The 23,085-nt window shown below is 64.9% G+C and carries 26 protein-coding genes; 6 read left to right on the top strand and 20 right to left on the bottom strand.

Annotated features, from left to right (window positions below):
- Positions 1–23: 23 nt before the first annotated feature.
- The 6 genes from ACQ7JA_RS04720 to ACQ7JA_RS04745 form a co-directional block, all read right to left on the bottom strand.
- A complete protein-coding gene (locus ACQ7JA_RS04720; protein WP_430895064.1) occupies positions 24–1,094 on the bottom strand; it encodes an AI-2E family transporter in 1,071 nt (356 codons plus the stop codon).
- Positions 1,095–1,192: 98 nt separating this feature from the next.
- On the bottom strand, positions 1,193–1,783 hold the full coding sequence (locus tag ACQ7JA_RS04725; RefSeq protein ID WP_430895066.1) for an SCO family protein: 591 nt from the start codon (positions 1,781–1,783) through the stop codon (positions 1,193–1,195).
- A 3-nt stretch (positions 1,784–1,786) separates the two neighbouring features.
- Entirely contained in the window at positions 1,787–2,680 is an 894-nt protein-coding gene (cyoE, locus tag ACQ7JA_RS04730) for a heme o synthase (RefSeq protein WP_430895068.1), read from the bottom strand.
- Between the two features lie 65 nt (positions 2,681–2,745).
- Positions 2,746–3,891 (bottom strand): COX15/CtaA family protein, encoded by a 1,146-nt coding sequence (locus tag ACQ7JA_RS04735; RefSeq protein WP_430895070.1) that lies wholly within the window; start codon positions 3,889–3,891, stop codon positions 2,746–2,748.
- Between the two features lie 52 nt (positions 3,892–3,943).
- On the bottom strand, positions 3,944–4,561 hold the full coding sequence (locus ACQ7JA_RS04740; protein WP_430895072.1) for an SCO family protein: 618 nt from the start codon (positions 4,559–4,561) through the stop codon (positions 3,944–3,946).
- A complete protein-coding gene (locus tag ACQ7JA_RS04745) occupies positions 4,530–5,297 on the bottom strand; it encodes an SURF1 family protein (RefSeq protein WP_430895074.1) in 768 nt (255 codons plus the stop codon). The genes ACQ7JA_RS04740 and ACQ7JA_RS04745 overlap by 32 nt, the downstream gene beginning before the upstream one ends.
- 34 nt (positions 5,298–5,331) lie before the next feature.
- On the opposite strand from ACQ7JA_RS04745, the gene ACQ7JA_RS04750 reads away from it, so the two are divergent.
- Entirely contained in the window at positions 5,332–5,532 is a 201-nt protein-coding gene (locus tag ACQ7JA_RS04750; RefSeq protein WP_231059415.1) for a twin transmembrane helix small protein, read from the top strand.
- Between the two features lie 144 nt (positions 5,533–5,676).
- On the opposite strand, the gene ACQ7JA_RS04755 is transcribed toward ACQ7JA_RS04750, so the two are convergent.
- The 7 genes from ACQ7JA_RS04755 to ACQ7JA_RS04785 form a co-directional block, all read right to left on the bottom strand.
- Positions 5,677–6,534: a cytochrome c oxidase subunit 3 gene (locus tag ACQ7JA_RS04755; protein WP_430895077.1), complete on the bottom strand. Its 858-nt coding sequence runs from the start codon at positions 6,532–6,534 to the stop codon at positions 5,677–5,679.
- A gap of 123 nt (positions 6,535–6,657) precedes the next feature.
- Positions 6,658–6,879 (bottom strand): DUF2970 domain-containing protein, encoded by a 222-nt coding sequence (locus tag ACQ7JA_RS04760; protein WP_430895079.1) that lies wholly within the window; start codon positions 6,877–6,879, stop codon positions 6,658–6,660.
- Entirely contained in the window at positions 6,879–7,469 is a 591-nt protein-coding gene (locus ACQ7JA_RS04765) for a cytochrome c oxidase assembly protein (protein WP_430895081.1), read from the bottom strand. Before ACQ7JA_RS04765 ends, ACQ7JA_RS04760 begins: the two co-directional genes overlap by 1 nt.
- Position 7,470: 1 nt before the next feature.
- The gene (locus tag ACQ7JA_RS04770; protein WP_430895083.1) at positions 7,471–7,581 is read right to left on the bottom strand and encodes a cytochrome oxidase small assembly protein; all 111 of its coding nucleotides are present in this window, start codon (positions 7,579–7,581) and stop codon (positions 7,471–7,473) included.
- Between the two features lie 2 nt (positions 7,582–7,583).
- Positions 7,584–9,191 (bottom strand): cytochrome c oxidase subunit I, encoded by a 1,608-nt coding sequence (gene ctaD / locus ACQ7JA_RS04775; RefSeq protein ID WP_430895085.1) that lies wholly within the window; start codon positions 9,189–9,191, stop codon positions 7,584–7,586.
- Between the two features lie 29 nt (positions 9,192–9,220).
- Positions 9,221–10,411 carry a cytochrome c oxidase subunit II gene (coxB, locus tag ACQ7JA_RS04780; protein WP_430895087.1) on the bottom strand — a complete coding sequence of 397 codons (1,191 nt, stop codon included), beginning with the start codon at positions 10,409–10,411 and terminating at the stop codon, positions 9,221–9,223.
- A 380-nt stretch (positions 10,412–10,791) separates the two neighbouring features.
- Entirely contained in the window at positions 10,792–11,685 is an 894-nt protein-coding gene (locus ACQ7JA_RS04785) for a methyltransferase domain-containing protein (RefSeq protein ID WP_430895089.1), read from the bottom strand.
- Between the two features lie 107 nt (positions 11,686–11,792).
- On the opposite strand from ACQ7JA_RS04785, the gene ACQ7JA_RS04790 reads away from it, so the two are divergent.
- Together ACQ7JA_RS04790 and trmL are read left to right on the top strand one after the other, a co-directional pair.
- Entirely contained in the window at positions 11,793–12,527 is a 735-nt protein-coding gene (locus tag ACQ7JA_RS04790; protein WP_430895091.1) for a double zinc ribbon domain-containing protein, read from the top strand.
- An 18-nt stretch (positions 12,528–12,545) separates the two neighbouring features.
- Positions 12,546–13,016, top strand: a complete 471-nt coding sequence (gene trmL, locus ACQ7JA_RS04795; protein WP_430895093.1) for a tRNA (uridine(34)/cytosine(34)/5-carboxymethylaminomethyluridine(34)-2'-O)-methyltransferase TrmL — start codon at positions 12,546–12,548, stop codon at positions 13,014–13,016.
- Positions 13,017–13,056: 40 nt separating this feature from the next.
- Here the strand turns inward: trmL and ACQ7JA_RS04800 are convergent, their stop codons facing one another.
- The 3 genes from ACQ7JA_RS04800 to ACQ7JA_RS04810 are packed head-to-tail and all read right to left on the bottom strand — an operon-like array spanning position 13,057 to position 16,092.
- The gene (locus tag ACQ7JA_RS04800) at positions 13,057–14,259 is read right to left on the bottom strand and encodes an RNA-guided endonuclease InsQ/TnpB family protein (protein ID WP_430895095.1); all 1,203 of its coding nucleotides are present in this window, start codon (positions 14,257–14,259) and stop codon (positions 13,057–13,059) included.
- Positions 14,253–14,876: an IS607 family transposase gene (locus tag ACQ7JA_RS04805; RefSeq protein WP_430895097.1), complete on the bottom strand. Its 624-nt coding sequence runs from the start codon at positions 14,874–14,876 to the stop codon at positions 14,253–14,255. Before ACQ7JA_RS04805 ends, ACQ7JA_RS04800 begins: the two co-directional genes overlap by 7 nt.
- A gap of 37 nt (positions 14,877–14,913) precedes the next feature.
- Positions 14,914–16,092: a GDSL-type esterase/lipase family protein gene (locus ACQ7JA_RS04810; RefSeq protein WP_430895099.1), complete on the bottom strand. Its 1,179-nt coding sequence runs from the start codon at positions 16,090–16,092 to the stop codon at positions 14,914–14,916.
- 243 nt (positions 16,093–16,335) lie between these two features.
- Between ACQ7JA_RS04810 and ACQ7JA_RS04815 the strand changes: the two genes are divergently transcribed.
- Complete coding sequence (locus ACQ7JA_RS04815) at positions 16,336–16,878, top strand: PEP-CTERM sorting domain-containing protein (RefSeq protein WP_430895101.1); 543 nt, start codon at positions 16,336–16,338, stop codon at positions 16,876–16,878.
- 116 nt (positions 16,879–16,994) lie between these two features.
- Here the strand turns inward: ACQ7JA_RS04815 and ACQ7JA_RS04820 are convergent, their stop codons facing one another.
- The 3 genes from ACQ7JA_RS04820 to ACQ7JA_RS04830 form a co-directional block, all read right to left on the bottom strand.
- The gene (locus tag ACQ7JA_RS04820) at positions 16,995–17,399 is read right to left on the bottom strand and encodes a YgiW/YdeI family stress tolerance OB fold protein (RefSeq protein WP_430895103.1); all 405 of its coding nucleotides are present in this window, start codon (positions 17,397–17,399) and stop codon (positions 16,995–16,997) included.
- Positions 17,400–17,462: 63 nt separating this feature from the next.
- The gene (locus tag ACQ7JA_RS04825) at positions 17,463–18,824 is read right to left on the bottom strand and encodes an ATP-binding protein (RefSeq protein ID WP_430895104.1); all 1,362 of its coding nucleotides are present in this window, start codon (positions 18,822–18,824) and stop codon (positions 17,463–17,465) included.
- Positions 18,821–19,489: a response regulator transcription factor gene (locus tag ACQ7JA_RS04830; RefSeq protein WP_430895403.1), complete on the bottom strand. Its 669-nt coding sequence runs from the start codon at positions 19,487–19,489 to the stop codon at positions 18,821–18,823. The genes ACQ7JA_RS04825 and ACQ7JA_RS04830 overlap by 4 nt, the downstream gene beginning before the upstream one ends.
- A 280-nt stretch (positions 19,490–19,769) precedes the next feature.
- On the opposite strand from ACQ7JA_RS04830, the gene ACQ7JA_RS04835 reads away from it, so the two are divergent.
- Positions 19,770–20,258 carry a potassium channel family protein gene (locus ACQ7JA_RS04835; RefSeq protein WP_430895106.1) on the top strand — a complete coding sequence of 163 codons (489 nt, stop codon included), beginning with the start codon at positions 19,770–19,772 and terminating at the stop codon, positions 20,256–20,258.
- A gap of 11 nt (positions 20,259–20,269) precedes the next feature.
- On the opposite strand, the gene ACQ7JA_RS04840 is transcribed toward ACQ7JA_RS04835, so the two are convergent.
- Entirely contained in the window at positions 20,270–21,658 is a 1,389-nt protein-coding gene (locus ACQ7JA_RS04840) for a DUF389 domain-containing protein (RefSeq protein ID WP_430895108.1), read from the bottom strand.
- 248 nt (positions 21,659–21,906) lie between these two features.
- Between ACQ7JA_RS04840 and ACQ7JA_RS04845 the strand changes: the two genes are divergently transcribed.
- Positions 21,907–23,043: a mechanosensitive ion channel family protein gene (locus ACQ7JA_RS04845; protein ID WP_430895110.1), complete on the top strand. Its 1,137-nt coding sequence runs from the start codon at positions 21,907–21,909 to the stop codon at positions 23,041–23,043.
- Positions 23,044–23,085 lie beyond the last annotated feature (42 nt).

A 23,085-nucleotide genomic window follows, 5' to 3' on the forward strand; every position in this document is an offset into this window, starting at 1 on the left:
GCCTGATACGGCTACGCCGCGCCTTACAAGGCGCTCTTGTCCTGCCGGATCACCCGGTCCGGCGTCCCGGTCCACTCCGTCATCAGGCTGTAGCCAACCGCCAGCAGGGTCGGCCCGATGAACATGCCCACGAAGCCGAAGGCGATCACCCCGCCGAGCACGCCCAGCAAGGTCAGGAGGAACGGCAGGCTGCTGCCGCGGCTGATCAGCATCGGGCGCACGATGTTGTCGACGCCGCTGATCAGGACCGTGCCCCAGATCACCATGAAGATCGCCCAGCCGGTCTCGTGCTGCAGGAAGAGCCAGAAGGCCGCCCCGCCCCAGATGATGGGCGGGCCGACCGGGATCAGGGACGAGATGAAGATCATCACGGACAAGAGCGGCACCGCCGGCACCCCCGCGATGGTGAAGCCGATCGCCGCCACCAGGGCCTGCGCCAGCGCGGTGCCGAGCAGGCCGTACATCACGCCGCGCACGGTCTGGCTGACGGTGGCCGATACCGAATCGGCGCCCTCGCCCATCACGCGGCGCATGGTTACCGTGACCACCTCCAGCAGGGCCTTGCCGTCGCGGTAGAAGAAGAAGCTGACGAAGGCGGCCAGGCTGAGCTGGACCACGCCGGTACCGAGCATCAGGCCGCCGGCGACCAGGTAGCGGCGCGCCGGTTCCAGCATGCGCTGGGCCAGCGCCAGCATCTGCTCGCGGCTGGCGACCAGCTCGCGCAGGTAGGTGTCGATCGAGGCGCCGACCAGCGGGATCTCGCGCACCCAGCTTGGTGGCATCAGCTCGCGGTGTTCGATCGCAACGCGCAGCTCGCTGAAGCCGCGGGCGACATCGTCGACCAGGTTGTAGGCCACCATCGACAGCGGGATGATGATGAGCAGGGTGAGCGACAGCGTCATGGTCAGCGCCGCCAGCGTGCGGTGGCCGCGCATGGCTGCCTGCAGGCGCAGGTAGAGGGGCCAGGAAGAAATCACGACGCAGGCCGCGAACAGGATCGCGGCCAGGAAAGGCTTGAGGACGTAGAGGCAGCCCAGTGTCAGCAGGACGACAATGGCGATGCGGGTGTAGTTCCTGCCTTGTCGTTGTTCCATGCCTTCCCTGTCGAGTGGTGTTTACACCATCATAACAGGAGCGATGTTAACGCTGACTTAGGAAGGCAGGCTCAGGACGAGCTCGCCTTATGGTCGGCTTACAGCAGCTGGCGCAGGTCGGCCGCGAGCGGTCCCGGGCCGTTGCCATGGCGGACGAACAGGCGCAGCTTGCCTTCGCGGTCGAAGACGTAGCTGCCGGCGGTGTGGTCCACCGTGTAGTTCTTCGGGTCGTCGCCGGACGGCACCTTGGCGTAGAACACCTTGAATTCCTTGGCCGTGCGCGCGGTGGCTTCCTTGTCGCCATACAGGCCGATGAAAGACGGGTGGAAGGCCGGCACGTAGGCGGCGAGCAGTTCCTGGGTGTCGCGTTCCGGGTCGAGCGTGACGAACAGCACCTGCACGTCCTTGCTGGCCGGGCCCAGGTCCTTCATCACGGCGGCCATCTCGGCCATCGTGGTCGGGCACACGTCCGGGCACTGGGTATAGCCGAAGAACAGCACCACCAGCTTGCCCTTGAAGTCCTGCAGGGTGCGCGGCTTGCCGGTGTGGTCGGTCAGCGAAAAGCCCTTGGCGTAGTCCAGGCCGGTCACGTCGGTGTTATTGAAGGCCAGCGGCTTGTTCGTCAGCTTGTCGCAGCCGGCGGCCAGCACCGAAAGCAGCATCACCAGCACGGTGAGAAGTTTTTTCATGGCTCAGAACTTGAAGTAGTGGTCCACCAGCAAAGCGGCGAACAGCAGCGACAGGTAGACGATCGAGTAGGTGAAGGCATTGCGCGCCGCCATGTCGCTGTAGTGGCGGTGCACGCGCCACGAGTGGCGCAGGTAGGGAATGTTCAGGGCAATGGCAGCGGCCAGGTAGATCAGGCCGCTCATGCCGGTAGCGAACGGCAGCAGGGTCGTCGCGGCCAGGGCGATGGTATAGAGCCAGACCTGCAGGCCGGTGTACTGCATGCCGTGCGTGATCGGCAGCATGGGCAGGCCGGAACGGGCATAGTCCTCACGGCGGTACATGGCGAGCACCCAGAAATGCGGCGGGGTCCACACGAAGATGATGAGCACCAGCAGCCAGGCTTCCATCGGCACCTCGTTGGCCACGGCAGCCCAGCCCAGGGCCGGCGGCATGGCGCCCGACAGGCCGCCGATGACGATGTTCTGCGGCGTGGCCGGCTTGAGCAGCATGGTGTAGATGAAGGCGTATCCGACGAAGGTGACGAAGGTCAGCCACATGGTGAGCGGATTGACGAAGGCGTACAGGATGTACATGCCCAGGCCGCCGATGACCGCCGAGAAGGTGATCGTCTGGGCCGGGGTGAGCTCGCCCATCGCGGTGGCGCGGCGGGCGGTGCGCGCCATGCGCGCGTCGATCTCCGCTTCCACCAGGCAGTTCACCGCGAAGGCGGCCGCCGCCAGCAGCCAGATGCCGGCCGTGCCGGCGACCAGCACCTGCCAGCCCGGAAAACCGTCGGTAGCGAGGAACATCCCGATAACCGCGCAAAACACGGCCAGCTGCGTGACCCGTGGCTTGGTCAGGGCCCAGTACTGGGAAACACGGCTCGGAGGTTTATGGAGGGCAGTCTGGGTCGTCATCGATGGGGTGCTTGGCTCGAAGCGCGGCGACGCCGCGCTCTGTGTTGCCCAACTCGTCGTGCGCCTCATCCTACGGCGGAAGCTGCGGGCGCCGCGGCCGACTTCGCGCGGTTCACCTCGAGTTGGTATTTCACCCGGTAGTTTAGCATGGTCGCCAGCAGGACCAGCAGGGCCGCCCCTGCGTTATGCATCACGGCAATGGCGAGCGGGAAGTCGAGGTAGACCGTGGCTATGCCCGTCAGCAGTTGCACAAACAACACCAGCGCCAGCAATCTTGCATGTTTGGCCAGGTAGGGCTGGCGCCAGGCGCGCCATGCCAGCAGGCCGAGCACGGCGACGACGACGATGGCGAAGTTGCGGTGCACCCAGTGGATGGCCACCAGGGCCGAGAACGGCAGGTAGTGTCCCGCCGCCGTCTTGCCCAGTTCGCGCCACAGGTGGAAGCCGTGCTCGAAGTCCATCGTCGGCACCACCTGGCCGTCGCACAGGGGGAACTCGTCGCAGGCCAGGGTGGCGTAGTTGGTGCTCACCCATCCGCCCAGTGCGATCTGGGCCGTGATGACCACGGCGGCCAGGATCGCGAGCGTGCGGATGCGGCGCAGTGCGGCGTTGTCGCCCCCGGACGCCGGCGGCTGCATCAGGTAGTCCTCGCGCCCGCCGAGCCAGGCCAGCAAGGCGAGCAGGCCCATGCCCAGCAGCAGGTGGATGGTGACGATCACCGGCTGCAGCTTGAGGGTGACGGTCCAGGCGCCGAAAGCGCCCTGGATGCAGACGAAGACAAACAGCGCGAGCGGGATGCCCGGCTTGAAGGCCTGCATCTTCGTCTTGCGCCACTGGACGATGGAGGTGAACAGCAGCGCCATGATGATGACGCCGATGCCCATGGCCAGGTAGCGGTGGATCATTTCGATCCAGGCCTTGACCACGGTGACGGGGCCGGTCGGCATGGCCGCTTCGGCCGCCGAGATCTGCTCGTGCGCCAGGAAGGGATTGGCCATGCCGTAGCAGCCCGGCCAGTCGGGGCAGCCCAGGCCGGAATCGGTCAGGCGGGTGAAGGCGCCGAAGACGATCAGGTCGAAGGTCAGGAAGACCGCGACCCAGACCAGCTTGCGGAACTTGTTGACGTCCGCCGACATCCAGACCATGGACAGCGGCAGGATGGCCACGAGGATGCCCATGAGGGCCAGTTGCAACAGGGAAGAAGCTTGCATTGTTTATCCGGGGTGAAGCGGTGAAGCGAAGAGGCTTTGCCGCGGCCTGCGGTCAGCCGACCGCCGAGGCCTTGAGCAGTTTGGCGATGTCCTTGTAGACCTTGCGCGGATCGGGGTCGGCCGGGAAGCGCATCATCAGGTTGCCCAGCGGGTCGATCAGGTAGATGTGGTCGGACGGCTGCGTGCCCTGCTCCGCCGGCAGCCACTTCGTCACGGTGTCCTGCGGCGCACGCAGCATGTGCATGCCGTCGTACTGGCGGATCGTCATGGTGTCGAGCGGCTTGTCGTCCGTGACGAGCCAGACCCGTTCCACGCGGTCCATGTTCTTGCCCTGCATGAGGCGCCACTGGCGCATGGCGAAGAGCTGTTTCTGGCAGGCATCAAGGCACTCGCCGCCGCCGACCTTCAGCATGATCCACTTGCCGGCGTACTGCTCGAGCTTTTCCGGACGGCCGTCGAGCGTCGTGCTGGCCATGGCCGGGATCGGACGCTCGCGCGGGTCGATCAGGGCGCCGTAGTTGGTGCGGCCGGTGGGCTTGATGACGTAGTACGTCAGGTAAGAAAGAATCATCGGCGCCGCACATACCAGCAGCACCGCGAACAGCTTCCAGCGGCCGCGCTTGCGGGCCTGATTGGCGTCAGCGGCTGCCGGCTTCGCTGCGTCCTGCATCGTGTTTTCTTGCATCACCTTGTTTTGCTCCACTACGGAATCCGGTTACCACAAAAAAGAGGACGGCCATCGCCGCCAGCGCATACCACTGGAAGGCGTAGCCGCGGTGCTTGTCGATGCCGCTCGACGGCGCCGGCCAGGCCCGCAGCAGGGTATCCCCGGCCTGCGCCAAGCCGGTCTGCTGCACGAAAAAGGGCTGCAGCTTCAGGCCGGTGGCGCTGGCCACCGACTGCGGATCGATGTTCTGGACGATGGCGCGCGGCGCCAGCGCAGCGGCCTTGCCCATGTCCATCACGTGACCCGCCGTGCCCGACACGATGCCTTCGATCCTGACCGTGCCCGACGGAGTCGCGAACGCCGGCAGTTTCCCGTATTCCGCCTCGCGCGGCAGCCAGCCGCGCATCACCAGCACATGTGTGCTTGAATCCGCTATTTTAAACGGCATCACGAGGTAGTAGCCGGAGCGGCCCGCCATGGGCCGGTTGGCGAGGAACAGCGGCCAGTCGGCGACGAATTCGCCGGTCACGGTGACGCGGCGGTATTCGAGGCTGGCGGCGGGAGTGAGGTTGGGACCGAGCGCGACGGGCGGCGCGAGGGCGAAGGCGGTGAGCTTTTCCTGCACCGCCAGTTTCTGGGCTGCCCTGCCCTGTTGCCAGTTCCCTAGCGCAATACCCAGCAGGGCGAGGAGCAGTGCGGCGATAAAGGGAACAAGACGAAATTGGAAACGGAAGCGCATTACAATGAAGCCTCAACCTAAGCCCGGGCCGACCATGAAACTGCTTGTTGCCATTGCCTTCATCCTGATTCTCGCCAGCCTCGGCTCGGCCCTGTTCTTCCTGATGCGCGACAAGGGGCAGAGCAACCGCACCGTGCATGCGCTGGCGATGCGGGTCGGGCTGTCGATCACCCTCTTCCTTTGCCTGCTGGGCGCCTACAAGATGGGGTGGATTGCGCCGACCGGCATTCGCTGATACCGCTCGCTTACTCTGACGTAGGGTGGGCGGTCCTCCGCCCACGCGTTCAAATCACGTTTGCAGGGCGGCGTTGCGAATGATCCCCCGTCCGTCGACCGCGTGGGCGGTCAAGCCGCCCACCCTACGACCTGCATCAACTACTTACAGCCAGTACACGACAACGTACAGGCCCAGCCACACCACGTCGACGAAGTGCCAGTACCACGCCGCGCCTTCGAAACCGAAGTGATTGTCCGCCGTGAAGTGGCCCTTCATCACACGGTACAGGATCACCGACAGCATGATCGCGCCCATGGTCACGTGGAATCCGTGGAAGCCGGTCAGCATGAAGAAGGTCGAACCGTAGATGCCCGAGGTCAGCTTCAGGTTCAGTTCCTGGTAGGCGTGCATGTATTCATAGACCTGGAAGCCCATGAAGACCGCGCCCAGCAGGATGGTGGCGAACAGCCAGAAGGCCGTCTTCGAGCGGTGGCCGGCGCGCAGCGCGTGGTGCGAGATGGTCAGGGTCACGCCCGACAGCAGCAGCAGCGCGGTGTTGATGGTCGGGATCGGGAAGGGACCCATGGTCTGGAACCCGTCGACCACGCCGGCCGGGCCGGTATTGCCCCAGGTCGGCGCGAAGTCCGGCCAGATGATCTTGTGGTCGAGGTCCGACAGCCAGGGCATGGTGATGGCGCGGGCGTAGAACAGGGCGCCGAAGAAGGCGCCGAAGAACATCACTTCAGAGAAAATGAACCAGCTCATGGACCAGCGGTAGGACAGGTCGATGTTGCGGCCGTACATGCCCGATTCCGATTCGCCGATGGCGTCGCCGAACCAGAAATAGAGGACGACCAGCATCGCGACGATACCGACCAGGCACACGGCAGGCCCCCAGGAAACGCTGTTGACCCATGCGGATGCACCGATCATGGTGACCAGCATCGAAATGCCGGCGGACATCGGCCAGCGCGAGGGGCCTGGCACGAAGTAATGGGGCACGGTGTGTGGCGAACTCATCTTCATCTCCTCAACTCTTCTGAATTGTCTAGCACTCTGAATCGCGAAACCTGCTTCCCCGGTCTTGCCGGGGATCTCTTTTTTATTCTGCCGTCACGTCCTGTGACATTCCCTGAAACTGCCTTACTGCGACACCGCGAACCTGACCGCCAGCATGATCAGCCCGATGAAGATCGCCGCCCCGATCAGGCCGGCGATGATCACATGCACCGGATTCAGGTTGGCGGCGTCCTTCTCGTAGTCGCTGCGCTTGCGCACGCCGAAGAAGGACCAGAACACCGCCTTCATCGATGCCCGGAAGCTGCCCTTGCGCTGGTGCGGCAAGGCCTTCGGCTTGTCCTCCATTACTTCACCTTGCCCGAACCGTTAGATGCGGTCTGCACCGCGCCGCCGATCTCGAAGAAGGTGTACGACAGCGTGATGTTCTTCACTTCGCGCGGCAGCTTGGGATCGATGAAGAAGACCACCGGCATCTGGCGCGCCTCGTTGGCCTGCAGCGTCTGCTCGCGGAAGCAGAAGCATTCGACCTTCTTGAAGTGCGGCGTGACGACCTGCGGCGCGTAGCTCGGAATCGCCTGCGCCTTGACCGCCCTGCCCTGTGTGTTGACCACCTCGTAGGTCACGGTGGCCAGCTCGCCCGGATGCACCTCGATGCTGCGCTGGACCGGACGGAAACGCCACGGTCCCTGCGAATTGCCATCGAGCTCGACGACGATCTTGCGGCTCTTGTCGACCTGGGTGTTCACGGGCGCTTCGACGAACTCGCCCGGCTGGGTCAGCACGTTGATGCCGAGCACCTCGCAGATCTGGCGGTACATCGGCACCAGCGCGTAGCCGAAGCCGAACATCATCACCGCCACCACCACCAGCTTGCCGAGGGTGGAGCGGTTCAGGCGCCGAATCCGGCTGCTGACTGGGCTGCTCGGCGTCGTCATCTCAGCTCAGCAGGGTGAACTTGACGAACACGCTGGCGAAGAAGAACAGCGCGATCCCGCCCAGCACCAGGGCGGTCTTCAGGTTGCTCTTCTTTTGCTCGTGGGTAGCCATGATTACTTCACCAGCGGCGGGGTTTCGAAGGTGTGGAAGGGCGCCGGGCTCGGCACGGTCCACTCGAGGCCTTCCGCGCCTTCCCATGGCTTGGCTTCCGCCTTCTTGCCGCCGCGGATGTTAGGCAGCACCACCGCGAACAGGAAGTAGGCCTGCGACAGGCCAAAGCCGAAGGCGCCGACCGAGACGATCATGTTGAAGTCGGTGAACTGGGTCGCGTAGTCCGCGTAGCGGCGCGGCATGCCGGCCAGGCCCAGGAAGTGCATCGGGAAGAAGGTGATGTTAAACGTGATCAAGGAGAGCCAGAAGTGGATCTTGCCGCGGGTCTCGTTGTACATGTAGCCGGTCCATTTCGGAGCCCAGTAGTAGTAGCCCGCGAACAGCGCGAACAGCGAACCCGCCACCAGCACGTAGTGGAAGTGCGCCACCACGTAATAGGTGTCGTGCACCTGGATGTCGATCGGGGTCACGGCCAGGATCAGGCCGGTGAAGCCGCCCATCGTGAACACGAAGATGAAGCCGACCGCGAACAGCATCGGGGTCTCGAAGGTCATCGAGCCCTTCCACATGGTGGCGACCCAGTTGAACACCTTCACGCCGGTCGGCACGGAGATGAGCATGGTGGCGTACATGAAGAACAGCTGCGAGGTCACCGGCATGCCGGTGGTGAACATGTGGTGGGCCCAGACGATGAAGGACAGGATCGCGATCGAGGCGGTCGCATACACCATCGAGGCGTAGCCGAACAGCGGCTTGCGGGCGAAGGCCGGGATGATCTGCGAGACGATGCCGAAGGCCGGCAGGATCATGATGTAGACCTCGGGGTGGCCGAAGAACCAGAAGATGTGCTGGTACATCACCGGGTCGCCGCCGCCTGCCGCGTTGAAGAAGGAAGTGCCGAAGTGGCGGTCGGTCAGCGTCATGGTGATCGCGCCCGCCAGCACCGGCATCACGGCGATCAGCAGGAAGGCGGTGATCAGCCAGGTCCAGCAGAACATCGGCATCTTCATCAGGGTCATGCCCGGCGCGCGCATGTTCAGGATGGTGACGATGATGTTGATCGAGCCCATGATCGACGAGGCGCCCATGATGTGCATGGCGAAGATCGCCATGTCCATGCCCGGGCCCATCTGGGTCGACAGCGGCGCATAAAGAGTCCAACCCGCCGCGGTCGCCCCGCCCGGCGAGAAGAAGGACGCGGCCAGCAGGATCGCCGCCGGCGGCAGCAGCCAGAACGAGAAGTTGTTCATGCGGGCGAAGGCCATGTCCGAGGCGCCCACCTGCAGCGGCAGCATCCAGTTGGCGAAGCCCACGAAGGCCGGCATGATCGCGCCGAACACCATCACCAGGCCGTGCATGGTGGTCAGCTGGTTGAAGAACTCGGGGCGGAAGAACTGCAGGCCCGGCTCGAACAGCTCGGTGCGGATCATCAGCGCCAGCACGCCGCCGGAGAGCAGCATGATGAAGGAGAACCACAGGTAGAGGGTGCCGATGTCCTTGTGGTTGGTGGCGAAGAGCCAGCGGCGGTAGCCGTGCGGATGGTCGTGCGCATGATCATGATCATGAGCGTGGTCGTGGCCGGGTGTGTGATCGATGGTGCTGGTAGTCATGTCGATTTCCCTGAAGCTAGATAGCTAAATCACTTGCTGCGTGCGGCCAGCACTTCGGCCGGTTGCACGATGTTTTCCGCGGCCTTGTTCGACCAGGAGTTGCGGGTATAGGTGATCACCGCGGCGATCTCGGTGTCCGAGAGCTGCTTCCAGGCCGGCATCGCCGACGGATAGGCCGGGGTGTCCTGGCCGTTGAGCAGGATGTCGACTTGGTGCGCCTTGGCGCCCAGCACGTTCGGCGAGCCGTCCAGCGCCGCGAAGGCGTTCGGTACGCCCTTGCCGTTGGCCTGGTGGCAGGCCACGCAGTTGGCGTTGTAGACCTGTTCGCCGCGGGTCTTCAGTTCATCGATGGTCCAGACCTTGTTCGGATCGTCGGCCAGGGCCGCCATTTTCTTCTTCTCGCCGGCTACCCAGGCAGTGTAATCCTCGGCGGAGACGACGCGCACGACGATCGGCATGAAGGCGTGGTCCTTGCCGCACAGCTCGACGCAGTTCCCACGGTAGACGCCGACCTTGTCGGCCTTGAACCAGCCGTCGCGCACGAAGCCGGGGATGGCGTCCTGCTTGATGGCGAAGGCGGGAATCGTCCAGGCGTGGATCACGTCGTTGGCGGTGAAGACCATGCGGATCTTCTTGCCAACCGGGACGACCATCTCGTTGTCCACTTCCAGCAGGTAGTTTTCGCCCTTCTTCTCGGTGGCGGCTTCGCCCGGCAGGCCGATCTGGCTGCGCGGGGTCGACAGGTTCGACAGGAAGGAAATGCCCTCGCCTTCGCCGTTCAGGTAGTCATAGCCCCATTTCCACTGCATGCCGGTGGCCTTGATCGTGATGTCGGCGTTCGAGGTGTCCTTCAGTGCGACGACGGTCTTGGTGGCCGGCAGGGCCATGCCGATGACGATCAGGAAGGGAACGATGGTCCAGGCGATTTCGACGGCGGTCGATTCGTGGAAGGTGGCGGCCTTGTGGCCGAGCGACTTGCGGTGCTTGAACACCGAGTAGAACATGACACCGAACACGCCGACGAAGATGACCAGGCAGACGATCATCATCCAGTTGTGCAGGTCGTAGATATCGTGGCCGACGGCGCTCACGGGGGTCTGCATGTTCAGCTGGTGTTCCTGCGGCCGGCCCGTGATTTGCGGATCGGCAGCCCATGCTGGGATGCCGGCCGTTGCTGCGAGGCCGAACAACCAGGCCCCAAGTCGCGATGCGTATGTCATGTTGTCCCCAACCACCCAAAATAAAAATATTTTTAACGGTCGGCAGCTCCATGAACGAACTGCCGCCGCTCCGAAACATAATTCGCAGAAAGGCACGTACCAATACCGCGAAATTGCGCTGCGGAACGGTGGGTCTACCTCCACGCCGGTGGCTGCTAACGTCTGCTACCCGTCACCGGCGGCTCTGCTAATGCTGCAATTCAATTCTATTTTTTGCCAGGAAGTGCTCGTTTTTTCAGCGATTTTTCTTACTTGGCGACAAAAATAGCGATTGATTATATCCAAATCAGTAATTTTTATTCAAGGAAAATCCGTCCACCGAGGGGCAACAACACCCCGCACCTAACGCTGTGCTGTGGGTGCAATGCAATATAAATAGCTCAATTCGGCTTGCGCGGCTGGAAGCGGACGATCGCCTCGCCGGCTGCCGTGACGCGCGGCGCCGGGCGGAAGGCGTGTCCGTAGATGACCTCGAAGCTCAAGCCGAGCTTGCCATCCGGACGGCGCCCCGCTTCCAGCGCATCCAGCATGCGCTGCCAGGCGGCGCGCCCGACCAGGCCCTGCCGTCGCGTGGCCAGCGGATTGCCGCCGATCGCGCGTACGTCCGCCAACAGGCTTTCCGCCGTATCGTAGGTGACCGTGATGCGCTCCATGTCCATCACCGGCGTGGAGAAGCCCGCCTCCACCAGCTGGTCGCCGAAGTCGTGCATGTCGACGAAAGGCAGTGTATGCGGGGTTTCATCCATGGCGGCAAAGGCGGTGCGGAGCTCGATGAAGGTATCCGGGCCGAAATTCGAGAACATCAGGAGGCCTTCCACCCGCAGCACGCGGCGCCACTCGGCGAACACGCGGTCGGGCTGGGGATGCCAGTGCAGCGCGAGGTTCGACCACAGCAGGTCGAGCGAGTTCGCCCCGAAGGGCAGCTGGCCGAAGTTGCCGCACAGGATGTCGACCCCGGCCTTGGCCGGCAGCAAACGGCTGAGCATCTGGTTCAGCGAACGGGTGCTCGGGGCCGGCGCCTTCGCCGCGGCCGCCATGGCGGGGGCCGCGTCGATGCCCAGGATCTGGGCGGCCGGATAGGTCTTCTGCAGCAGGGCCAGGTCGGCGCCCGCGCCGCAGCCGGCGTCGAGCACCTGCTTCGGCGCGATTTTGACCAGCTGCAGGCGCTCGTGCATGCGGCCCGCGATCTCGCGGCGCAGGAAATCCGAAGGCGCGATGCGGCCGGGCTGGGCGAACAGGGAGCGCACGCGATCGAGGTCGATCGGCGCGCTCATCTTGGATGGGGGTTGCGGTGAAGCCATGGTGGTGAAGCGGACAAATGAGATAATGCCGGGAGTGTACATGGTTGCGCATAGTTCAGCCGATGAGTGAGCCGAAGCCCATGGTTTCCCCTTCGTCCCGCCTGGCCGCCCTGCCCCGGATGCTGTTGCAGGCACTGCTGCCGTCCAGCTGCGCGCTGTGCGGCGCCGTGCAGGACGGGGCGGTGTGCGGCGCCTGCTCGCTGGCCTATGCGGCAAGCCATCGTCCGCGCTGTCCCTGCTGCGCCAATCCGGTCGGCGCGATCGACGCCGGAGGCCGCTGCGGCGCCTGCCTGGCCGATCCGCCGGCTTTCGACGCCACCGTCGCGGCCTGCGACTACGCGGCGCCCCTGGACGGCCTGGTGCTGGGACTGAAATTCGGCGCCCGGCTCGCACTGGCGCCCTGGATGGCGGCGCGGCTGACCGAGGCGGCCTTGCGCACCGGCGCTCCCCTGCCCGAGCTGCTGTGTCCGGTACCGCTGGGAGCGCGCCGCTTGACCGAGCGCGGCTACAACCAGGCGCTCGAGGTCGCCCGGCCCCTGGCGAAGGGGCTCGGCATCCCGCTGGCGCCGCGCCTGCTCGAGCGCGTGCTCGAGACGGCGGCCCAGTCGGGCGTGGCGCCGGGCGAACGGCGCCGCAACGTGCGTGGCGCCTTTGCCCTGGCGGACGGACAGGCTGCGCTGGCGGGACGGCACGTCGGCGTGGTCGACGACGTCATGACCAGCGGCCACACACTCGATGAACTGGCCGGCGTGCTCAAACGCGCCGGCGCGGCGCGCGTGACGAACTTCGTGTTCGCCCGCACCCCGCCCCACTGACAGCTAGAGGAGAAAGAATTGTTCCACGTCGTCCTGGTCGAACCGGAAATCCCGCCGAATACCGGCAACGTCATCCGCCTGTGCGCGAACACCGGCGTGCAACTGCACCTGATCGAGCCGCTCGGCTTTCCGCTCGACGACGCCAAGATGCGCCGCGCCGGCCTGGATTACCACGACTACGCGACCATGAAGGTGCACAAGAACTGGGAAGCATTCTTGCAGGACGCGAAACCGGATCCAGAGCGCATGTTCGCCCTGACCACCCACGGTTCCGCGCCGTTTGCGAACGCAGCATTCCAGCCGGGCGACGTGTTCGTCTTCGGCGCCGAATCGCGCGGCCTCGACCCCGCCCTGCGCGAAACCTTCCCGCCGAGCCAGCGCATCCGCCTGCCGATGATGCCGGACAACCGCAGCCTCAATCTCTCCAACACCGTCGCCGTGGTGGTCTACGAAGCCTGGCGCCAGAACGGCTACGCCGGTGGACTCTAAGCGCTTCCGTTCTTCCAAACTTACGTAAAGCTGCTTGAACCTACCTAAAGCTAGCCTTGCCGTTGGATTCCTGCTTCACCGGAGCCGGTTTCACCTTGCACTCGCGCGCAATGCCAGCACCTTCTCCTCCACAGGCCGACACGGTGGAACTCACCGCCATGTTTCTTAAATTGATTGCCGCATTGACGTCGCGGTCATGCGAAGCGCCGCACGTCGCGCAATCCCACTCCCGCTGGGCAAGGCCGAGCACGTCGATCCGGTTTCCGCAGCACGAACAGGTCTTGCTGCTGGGGTACCAGCGGTCCACCACCACGACCTTCCCGCCGCGCCAGGCCGCCTTGTATTCGAACTGGCGGCGCAGTTCACCAAAGCCCATGTCAGCGATGGCGCGGGCCAGGCGCCGGTTTCCCAGCATTCCCCTTACGTTCAGGTCTTCGATGCCGATCGCGTGAAAGCGCCGCGTGATGTTGCTTGTTATCTGGTGCGCGCTGTTAAGCCGGATATTTCGCACGCGTGCATGATGCCTTGCGAGCTTACGCCTGGCTTTGGCGCGGTTGCGCGATCCTTTCACTTTGCGGGACAGCGATCTCGATAGCCGGCACAGCCGCGTCAAGGCATGCCGCATCGCTTTCGGACCAGCGAACGTCTCTCCGGTGGACAGCGTCACCAGATTGCTCACGCCGAGATCGACTCCGACCGCACCTTGGTTTTCGGACGGCGGAACGAGTGGAAGCTCAGGAGAATCGACGGTGATGCTGACATACCAGTGATCGGCGATGCGAGAAATACATGCCGAGACGATGCGGCCAGTGAATCGGAGGCACTCTCGCATGCGCACCCAGCCCAGCTTCGGAATCCGGATGCGTTTGTCCTTGATCTGGAACTGGTCGTTACTCAGGGTGACCCGGTCATCCAAGCCCTTGCGACGAAACTTCGGGTAGCGGGCGCGGTGTGAAAAGAAGTTCTGGAAAGCTTGTCCCAGCTGCATGATCGCCATTTGGGGCGCGCACTTTGTCACTTCCATCATCCAGGGGAAGGCCGTGCGCTTGATGGCGTTCAGCTGGCGCCGCAATGCTACTTCGTTGGGCTTTGGCAGCGCAGGGTCGAGCAGGCAGGCCTGGTACTGGCGACCCCATTCGCCAAGTGCCCAGTTATAGGCGAACCGCGCGGTGCCCGTGGCCCGTGCAAGATGGGTGGCTTGCGCGTCGTTGGGATCAAGCCTGATCTTGTGGCCCCTCAACATTGCGCTTCCTCCACCGCGGCTTTAACACCATCGATGAGCTTCTGGTTCTTGTGCCTGCGACTGCCGTACAACCGGGCGGAAAACACCGTGATGATTTCCAGCACGTCGGTCGCGAGCTCCTCCTCGAAGCTTCTATCTTCCCCCTGGTTGATGATCACGACCTCGACTTCTTTCGCCTGGCAGATGGCGAACACCAATTCGGCGCCGAAACGCAGCAGGCGATCTTGATGGACCACGACCAGGCGGCCAACGTTCCCATCCAGGACTTCGCCAAGAAGTTTTCTCAGCCCCTTCTTGTGATAATTCATTCCCGAGCCGAGATCGGCAATGACCTCGAAGGGCCACCCTTGGGCTGCGCAGTACAATTCCAGCAGTTGCTGCTGGCGTTCCAGGTCTGCTCGCTGGTCATGGCTGGAAACCCGGGCATAGGCAACCGTCCCGCGCGGCGCCAGCGTGCCATGGTAGCGTTCTGGATGGATTGCTGCGAGATCATACCGACGCTGGCCACCTTCTGTTCTGCCAGGCACAAGCTTGCCAGCCGCCTCCCAGCGCCTCAAGGTACTGGCCGAGACACCGAGTGCTTTTGCTGCCGCGGTGATGGAGACGAACTTGCTCATATTGAGTAAGACTACTCAAGAATGAACAAGTTCAACGTCAACTGTTAAAACCCACCGCCTTGAACACGCCGCCGCCGAAGACTTTGTCGGCAAAGCGTTCGCCGATCAGCCGGTGCGCCTGCGCGTCCGGATGCAATTCGTCCGGTAGCGGCAGGCGCGCGTTGTCTTCCGGGCCATACAGTTCCCTGCCGTCCAGGTAGTGGATGGCAGCGTCAAGCAGGGCCCGTTCACCCACGATCTCCTTCAACTGCTCGCGAATGACGGCCAAGGTCAGCTTGCCCTGCCGGACTTCGGCCTCGCTGGCCGTGGTGCGGAAGCGCAGCTGCCCGCGGCTCAATGCCTTGCCATCGACCATCGTCGGCCCCGGCGTCGTTTCATGAATGGGGCAATAGATCGGCGACATCACGAGCAGGGGCGTGTCTGGATGGCCTTCCCGGATCGTATCGAGGAAGCCGTGCATGGCCGGTCCGAAGGCGCGCAGGCGCATCAGGTCCAGGTTGACCAGGTTGATGCCGATCTTGATGCTGATCAGGTCGGCCTCCAGGTCGCGGATCGTGCGCGCCGTAAAAGGATCCAACAGGGCGCTGCCACCGAAACCGAGATTGAGCAGGTCGACCCCGGCCTGGCCAGCGGCTATTGCCGGCCAGATGCCGGTCGGATGGAAGGCGTTCGAACCCTGGCTGATCGAGCTGCCGTGGTGCAGCCAGCGGCGCTTGCCCGTCGGCGCCAGCGGTTGGAGCGGTGCATCCGCATGCAGCGCCACCAGCTCGGTGGTCTCGTCATGCGGCAGCCAGATCTCGACCGTCTTTTCTCCCGGCGGCAGGTCGGTGAAACGGAGGGTTTGCGGCGCGCCGGCCTCGAGGGTGCTGGCGCCGCTCACCATGTCGATGTTCAGCACCTTGCCGCCCGGGGCGCTGGCCTGCTGCAACAGGCGGCCGTCGACCAGCAGGTCATACACGCCGTCGGGGCGCGGCGGCATGTCGCGGTAGTTGCGCTTGGTCGGCAAGGTCACCAGCTCGACGCTCGTCGCCGTGGTCTGGAACGCCAGGCGCACGCCGGACGGCTGCGACTGCACCATCGCCAGCTGGGCATCCCGGCACTGCGCGCGCGCCCAGGCGGGCAGGCGGTGCGGCAGGATCCCCGCCTCGCGCTGCTCGATCTCGACCGCGCCGTGGATGAAGTCTGGCGGAATGGGGGAAACGTGAAACATGGTCATGGATATCGTCCTTGAATGGCAAGCGCAGGCGGTGCCAGGACGCTTTTCGGGTCGGGCGATTCTTCCCAAGACGGTTAGCTTTGTCAATCGCACTGCCTTTCCAAACGGCAATGTGACTTTGTGTTGCGCCTTGAAGACACAATGCAGAAATGTGAGCTGGGGCACACGCAAGTCTGCGGGCACAGGAGTACGCTGATCGTGTAATACATCGATCGGCGCCCTGTCTTTGCTCGAGGTAAGCACATGAACAAGTTTCTTTCCACTGGCGCCCTGCTGCTCTGCTGCACCGCTGCCCATGCAGACCCCATTTCCTGGGGATTTTCCTTCAACGGCTTTTACGACAGCGTGTCGAACAGCTTCCTGCCCGATGAGGTCATCTCCGGCTCCTTCAAGGGTAATGACCTCGATGGCGACGGCCTGCTGGAAAAGGAGGAATTGCTGTCCCTCGTCGTCGGCGAGCTCGACTACGTCGCCTGCGCACCGACCAGCAATGCCTACTATTTCTGCGGCGCAACCGGCTTCTCCTTTTCGCCCGACAGCGGCCTGCACTTCAGTGTCGGCAGCTATGGCAGCGACCCGGAAGGCTGGGTCGGCGGCGGCCGCCTGATCACGACCGGCGACCAGCATTACGCTTATGAATTCAATCCGGGCATGACGACCGAGCGGCATCTGTACTGGACCAGCGACACGACCTTGACGATGATGTCGCAGGCGCCGGAGCCGCACACCTGGCTGATGCTGGCGGCGGGACTGCTCGGCCTCGGTTGGCGCGCCCGCCGTTCGTAGGGTTACGTAGGGTGGTCGGCTCCGCCGACCGCGCGTTCAGCTTCCTGACGAACAGATGCGGCGCATGCTGCTCACGCACGGTTTGAACGCGCGGTCGGCGGAGCCGTACACCCTACTTATTTACCCACGACTTTCATTGCCTTGACCTCGAAGGTCGACTCGCCGAAGGTCTCCTTGTCGAATTCCCCGGTCAGCTCGACCACGGTGTTCTGGTCGACGGTGACACCCGCCGGAAAGTGCTCGGCATCGATCTCGACGGTGATCTTGCCGCTCGCGTCAGCGAACTCGTAGTCCTCGCCGCCCTTGTGGCTGACGATCTTGCCCTGCAGGCGAGCAAACTGGTCGTCCTTGCCCTTGTCCAGCAGGTCCTTGGCCTTCATCAGCGGCACGCTCGACGGGCCGGTATAGCCCGCAGGGGCCGGCTTGGTCGAGGGGCCCGTGTAGCCGGTGGTCTGGCCGACGGCGAAGGCCGAGGCGGCCAGCAGGGTGGTGATGCAGGAAATCTGGAGAATGCGTTTCATGGTTTCGCTCCTGGGTGGTTTGAAGTAACAGGAGCATTACACCGGGCGGACATTAATTCGATCTTAAGACGAACGCGGCCAGTCGAGCGTGACGCCCAACCCGCGGCCGCCCAGGCCTGGCCCGAAGGCGAGTTCCACGCCATGCAGCTCGGCGATGCGTTTGACGATCGACAGGCCGAGCCCGCTGCCGCCCTCTTCCGTCCCGAGCACCCGGAAAAAGCGTTCCGTCAGGCGCCGGCGGCTGGCCTCGTCCACGCCCGGGCCGTCGTCGCGTACGGCGATGCGGTCGCGGCCGCCATGGTGGACCGCCTCGACCTCGACCCGGCTGCCCGCCGGGCAATAGCGCAAGGCATTGCCGACCAGGTTGCGCAGCACGATGCCCAGCATCTGCGGGTCGGCCCGCAGCGTCCCGATCTCGCAGCGCAGGTCCAGCGTGATGCCGCGCCGCGCCGCTTCGTCCGCGTACTCGGCCTGCAGGGTCTCGAACAGCGGACGCAGCGCCACCTCCTGCCCGGCCAGCTGCGCACGCGCCAGCGGATCGAGGCGCGCCAGGGTGAGCAGGCTGTCGACCAGCGCCGTCAGGCGCCCGATATCGGTACGGAGCTTCCGGAACGGCGCGCCGAGTTCCGGATGCTGGCGCTGCAGCAGCTGCACGTGCATGTGCAGGCCCGCCAGCGGCGTGCGCAGTTCGTGCGCGGCGTCGGCCGTGAAGCGGCGCTCGGCCTGCAACGCGCCATCCAGGCGTCCCAGCACCTCGTTCAGCGCCGTGACGATCGGCAGCAGTTCGCGCGGCTGCCCCCGGGCGTCGACCCGGGTGAGGTCCTCGGGGGTCTGCGCGGCGATGGCCTGGGCGGTGCGGCGCAGCGGCGCCAGCACCCTGCCCGTCAGCCACCAGGCGACGAGGGCCAGCAGCAGCAGAAAGCCCAGCACCGGCAGCCACAGTGCATCCGCCAGTTCTTCCAGGATGTCGAAGCGTTTCTCCGCACGCTGGCCGACCTGCACCTCGAAACGGCGCGCCTCGTCGCGCACCACGAAGACGCGCCAGCGGTCGTCGCCGACGAGCAGGTCGACGAAGCCGTGGTCGTCGTCGAAGCCGCCGACGAAAGGGCTACCAGGCGCACCTGCCGTGCGCTGGACCACCTGGTTGCCCACCACGATCTGGTACTGCATGTCGACCCGGCGCACCTCGTCGCCCTCGAGCGGGTTCTGGCGCGCCAGCAGGCCGCGCGCCTCGAGGCTTGTCGTGGCCGCCATCAGCATATAGGCCGACTCTTCGAGCGCATCGTCGAACACTTCGCCGGTTTCCTGCCAGGCGATGGCCGTCAACGTGCCGAGGCTGGCCAGCCACAGCACGGCGCTGGCGGCAAGGATGGCCCCCAGCAGGCGCCGCCGCAGCGACCAGGGCGTGCGCGCGTCAATGCTCATCTTCCCTCAACTTCCTTGAGGCGGTAGCCGAGCCCGCGCACCGTGACGATGCTGTCGCTGCCGAACTTCTTGCGCAGGTTGTGGATGTAGACCTCGATGGCATTGCTCTCGACCTCCTCGCCCCAGCCGTACAGGCTCTCTTCGATCTGGGCGCGGGTGACGATGGCGTTCTTGCGCTGCAGGAGGGCGAGCAGCACGTGGTATTCGCGCGCCGTCAGCGCGACGGGCTGGCCGTGCAGGCTGGCCTGGCGGGTCTCGAGGTCGAGCGCGATGCCGGCGTGGCCCAGCACATTGCTCGCCTGGCTGGCGCCGCGCCGCACCGCGGCGCGGATGCGGGCCGACATCTCTTCCAGCTCGAAAGGCTTCACCAGATAGTCGTCGGCGCCCAGGTCCAGGCCTTCGACCCGGTCGGCCAGCGCATTGAAGGCGGTGATCAGGATGACCGGCACCATATCGCCCCGGGCGCGCAGGCTTGCGAGCAGATCGTCGCCCGACATGCCGGGCAGGCCCCGGTCGAGCAGCACGCAGTCGTAATGGTGGGTGGCCAGCGCCGTCTGGGCGGAGTCGCCGCGGCGCACCCAGTCCACCGCATGCTGGTCCAGGCGCAGCCAGGCCTGGATGGTCTCACCCAGGGAGGTATCGTCTTCGGCCAGCAGGATGCGCATCGGGGCGTTGGTCTTGGAGTCGATGGACCCCAAGTGTGCCACGGATGCGGCCGGGCCGCCCTCCCCGCTCGGTTGGACTGGAACTGCTGCTCGTACAGCAATCCCCACCTGCGATAGGTCGGACTGGCCAGGCTGCGCACCTGCGCATCGCCCTGGTGGCCTGGTCCCTGATCCGCCTCGGCTACGACGTCATGGGCATCGACCGGCGCGAAGACCTGGTGCGGTTCGGGGGCGACCGCCTGCCCATGCGGTACAGGCCGACTCCACCGACGAAAACGTCATGCTGCAGCTCGGCGTTGCCGATTTTTCCCACGCCATCGTGGCGATCGGCTCCGACCTGTCGGCCAGACTGATGACCCTGATGGTGCTGACCGAACTCGGGATCAAGGACATCTGGGTCAAGGCCAAGACGCCCGAACACGGCCAGATCGCCCAACGCATCGGCGCCCATCACGTGGTGTACCCGGAAGCCGACATGTGCGCGCGCGTGGACCACCTGATCACCGTGCGCATGATGGACTTCATCGAGTTCAAGGACGGCTTCGCGATCGCCAAGATCCATGCGCCGGCCGACACCCACCACCAGAGCCTGGCCGAGTCGCACGTGCGCTCGCGCCACGGCGTGACGGTGGTCGGGGTCAAACGCGTCAACGAGGACTTCCAGCACGCCTTGCCCGAGACGCGCATCCTGCCGGCCGGTCTCCCAATCGTGTCCGGTCCGACCAGGAAGATCGAAGCCTTCGCCGGCGGCGGACGTAAGCGCAGGTAGCGCGGGCGGCGTCAGCGCCGGCGCGGCGCCGGGATCAGGACCAGCTGGGCGCCGTCCGACTTGGTGCGCGTGGTGAGCCAGGTGCGCGCGCGTTGCGCGTCGGCCGTGGTCAGCGCGCGCTTGCAGGTGGCGGTGAGCATGGGCGCCTCCACCGCCGGTTTGCCGTCCTCGGTCCGCACCAGGGCCACGCCCATCAGCACCTCGCAGTTCGGATATTGGGCCACGAATTCGTTGCGGATGTCGAAGGCGGTCTCGCGCCAGGCGTCGCGGCGCGCGTCGCGCTTGGCCAGCTCCTGGCGCAACTGGGCGATGGTGGCGTCGCGCTCGCGCAGGCCCTGCTGCGTGTCGCGGTAGATGTCGGCCAGGATGTCGGCCTTGAGCACGCCGACGTCGACGCGGCTGTCCTCGGCCTGGTGCACGAGCAGGCGCGCGCCGGGCAGCCCCGACTGCGGCAGGCGCTTCTCGATCGCCTGGATCGCGGCCAGCGGCATGCGCGGCCCGATCAGGGTCAGCTCGACCTGGCGCACCAGGGGATCGAGCTGGACGTCGACCACGTGGGTGCCGGCGTTGCCGAACTCGTTGCGCACGAACTGGCGCGCACGGTGCCCGAACACCTCGTTGTCGACCAGCTGGATCGCCAGGTAGATGCTGGGCAGCGCGGTCAGGAGCACCACCGTCCACAGGGTGCGCTTGACGCGGCGCTCCACCCCCACGTCGACGAACTTGCGATGCGGCAGGCGCAGGAACTCGATGACGATCACGGTCGACACCGCGATGAACACGCAGTTGATCGAGAACAGGTAGAAGGCCCCGCCGAACACCGCCCACTGGCCGTTGGCGAGGCCGTAGCCGGCCGTGCACAGCGGCGGCATCAGGGCGGTCGCGATCGCCACGCCCGGGATGACGTTCGATTTTTCGCGCCGGGTCATGCCGATGATGCCGGCCAGGCCGCCGGTCAGGGCGATCAGCACGTCCCACAGGGTCGGCGTAGTGCGCGCCAGCAGTTCCGACTGGGCTTCGTCCAGCGGCGTGAGGAGGAAATACAGGGTCGAGGTCACCAGGCTGATCGCGGCCGCGATGCCGAGGTTCAGCAGCGAGCGCCGGATCAGCGCGAAGTCGTAGATGCCGATGCCGTAGCCGATACCCGTGATCGGCCCCATCAGCGGCGAGATCAGCATGGCCCCGATGATGACGGCCGGCGAGTTGATGTTCAGGCCGATCGAGGCGACCAGGATGGCGAACATCAGGATCCAGGGCGTGGCCCCGCGCAGTTCGACACCGGAGCGCAGGCTGGCGTCGATGACGTCGTCGTCGGCCTTGTCGTGCAGCAGGCTGAAGCGCTGGGCAAGGGTCATGGGCGCCTCGGACTGGGGCGCGAAGGTCTTGTCGAATTCACTCATCTTGGTACTCGCGAGAAGCGAGGTGCGGGACGGCCGGGCCGTGGACAGCCGGCATCATAGCAGCCGCTCGCCGCGCCATCGTCCAATTTCCACGGATATTTCCTGGAAGAATGTTAATTTGTTCAAACATATTATTCCCGTTACACTGTTTCCTTCCCCGACGTGGCGCTGCCGCGACATCGCTCCGGCGCGCTCCCCCCGCGCCGTCTATGGCAGCCTGTGCCGGACGCTCCGACAGAAAGGAACACATGCAATACACACTCTGGAATAACGATCTGTTGGCCTGGTCGATCGCGGCCGGCATCGCCCTCGCCACCTGCCTGCTGCTGTACGCGGCCAGGAAGCTGCTGGTCAGCCGCATCGCGACCTTCGCCCAACACACCACCACATGGCTGGACGACCTCGCCGCCAAGGTGCTGGCCGCCACCCACCCGCTGTTCATGCTGGCAATCGGCATCTATGCCGGCTCGCACTGGCTGGCGCTGCCCGCCAAGACCGTCACGCTGCTGTCCCACCTTGCCGTCACCGCGCTGCTGCTGCAGATGGCGCGCTGGGGCGACGTCGCGGTGCACGGCTGGCTGCACAATTATCGTGTCCGGCGCGGCGAGCAGGACGCTGCCAGCACCACGTCCACCGCGGCGCTGGGCTTCGTGACGCGCGTGCTGTTGTGGGCCGTGATTGCCCTGATGATCCTCGATAATTTCGGCGTCAACATCACAACCCTGGTAGCCAGCCTCGGGATCGGTGGCATCGCCGTTGCCCTGGCCATGCAAAACATCCTGGGCGACCTGTTCTCGTCGCTCTCGATCGTGCTCGACAAGCCCTTCGTGGTGGGCGACTTCATCAACGTCGGCGATTTTTCCGGCACCGTCGAGTACGTCGGCCTGAAGACCACCCGCATCCGCGGCCTCGGCGGCGAGCAGATCGTGTTTTCCAACAGCGACCTGCTGCAAAGCCGTATTCGCAACTACAAGCGCATGCAGACCCGCCGCATCGTGTTCGGCATCGGCGTGGTCTACGAGATCAGCAAGCAGCAGCTGCTGGCGATTCCCGGCATCCTGCGCGAAGCGGTCGAGGCGCAGCCCCAGGTAAAATTCGACCGCGCCCACTTCAAGTCCTACGGCGCCTCCTCGCTCGACTTCGAGGTCGTCTACATCGTGCAGACGCCGGACTACGCCACCTATATGGATATCCAGCAGGCCATCAACATCATCCTGTTCGAACGTTTCGAGCAGGAAGGCATCGATTTCGCCTACCCGACCCAGACCGTGCGCCTGGCCGACTCCGAACTCCGGATCGCGCGCGCCGCGCGCGTGGACGCGGCGGCCGGCCGGGAACCGCTTGACGCGCCGGCAGAGTCGGCCCATGCTCGGACCGGCCGGTAAAAAAGAGTTGGAACTTTCCGGCCTCCCGAACGGAATACATGG

The organism is Massilia sp. BKSP1R2A-1 (genome assembly GCF_050586525.1).
In the GTDB taxonomy this organism is placed as follows: domain Bacteria; phylum Pseudomonadota; class Gammaproteobacteria; order Burkholderiales; family Burkholderiaceae_D; genus Telluria.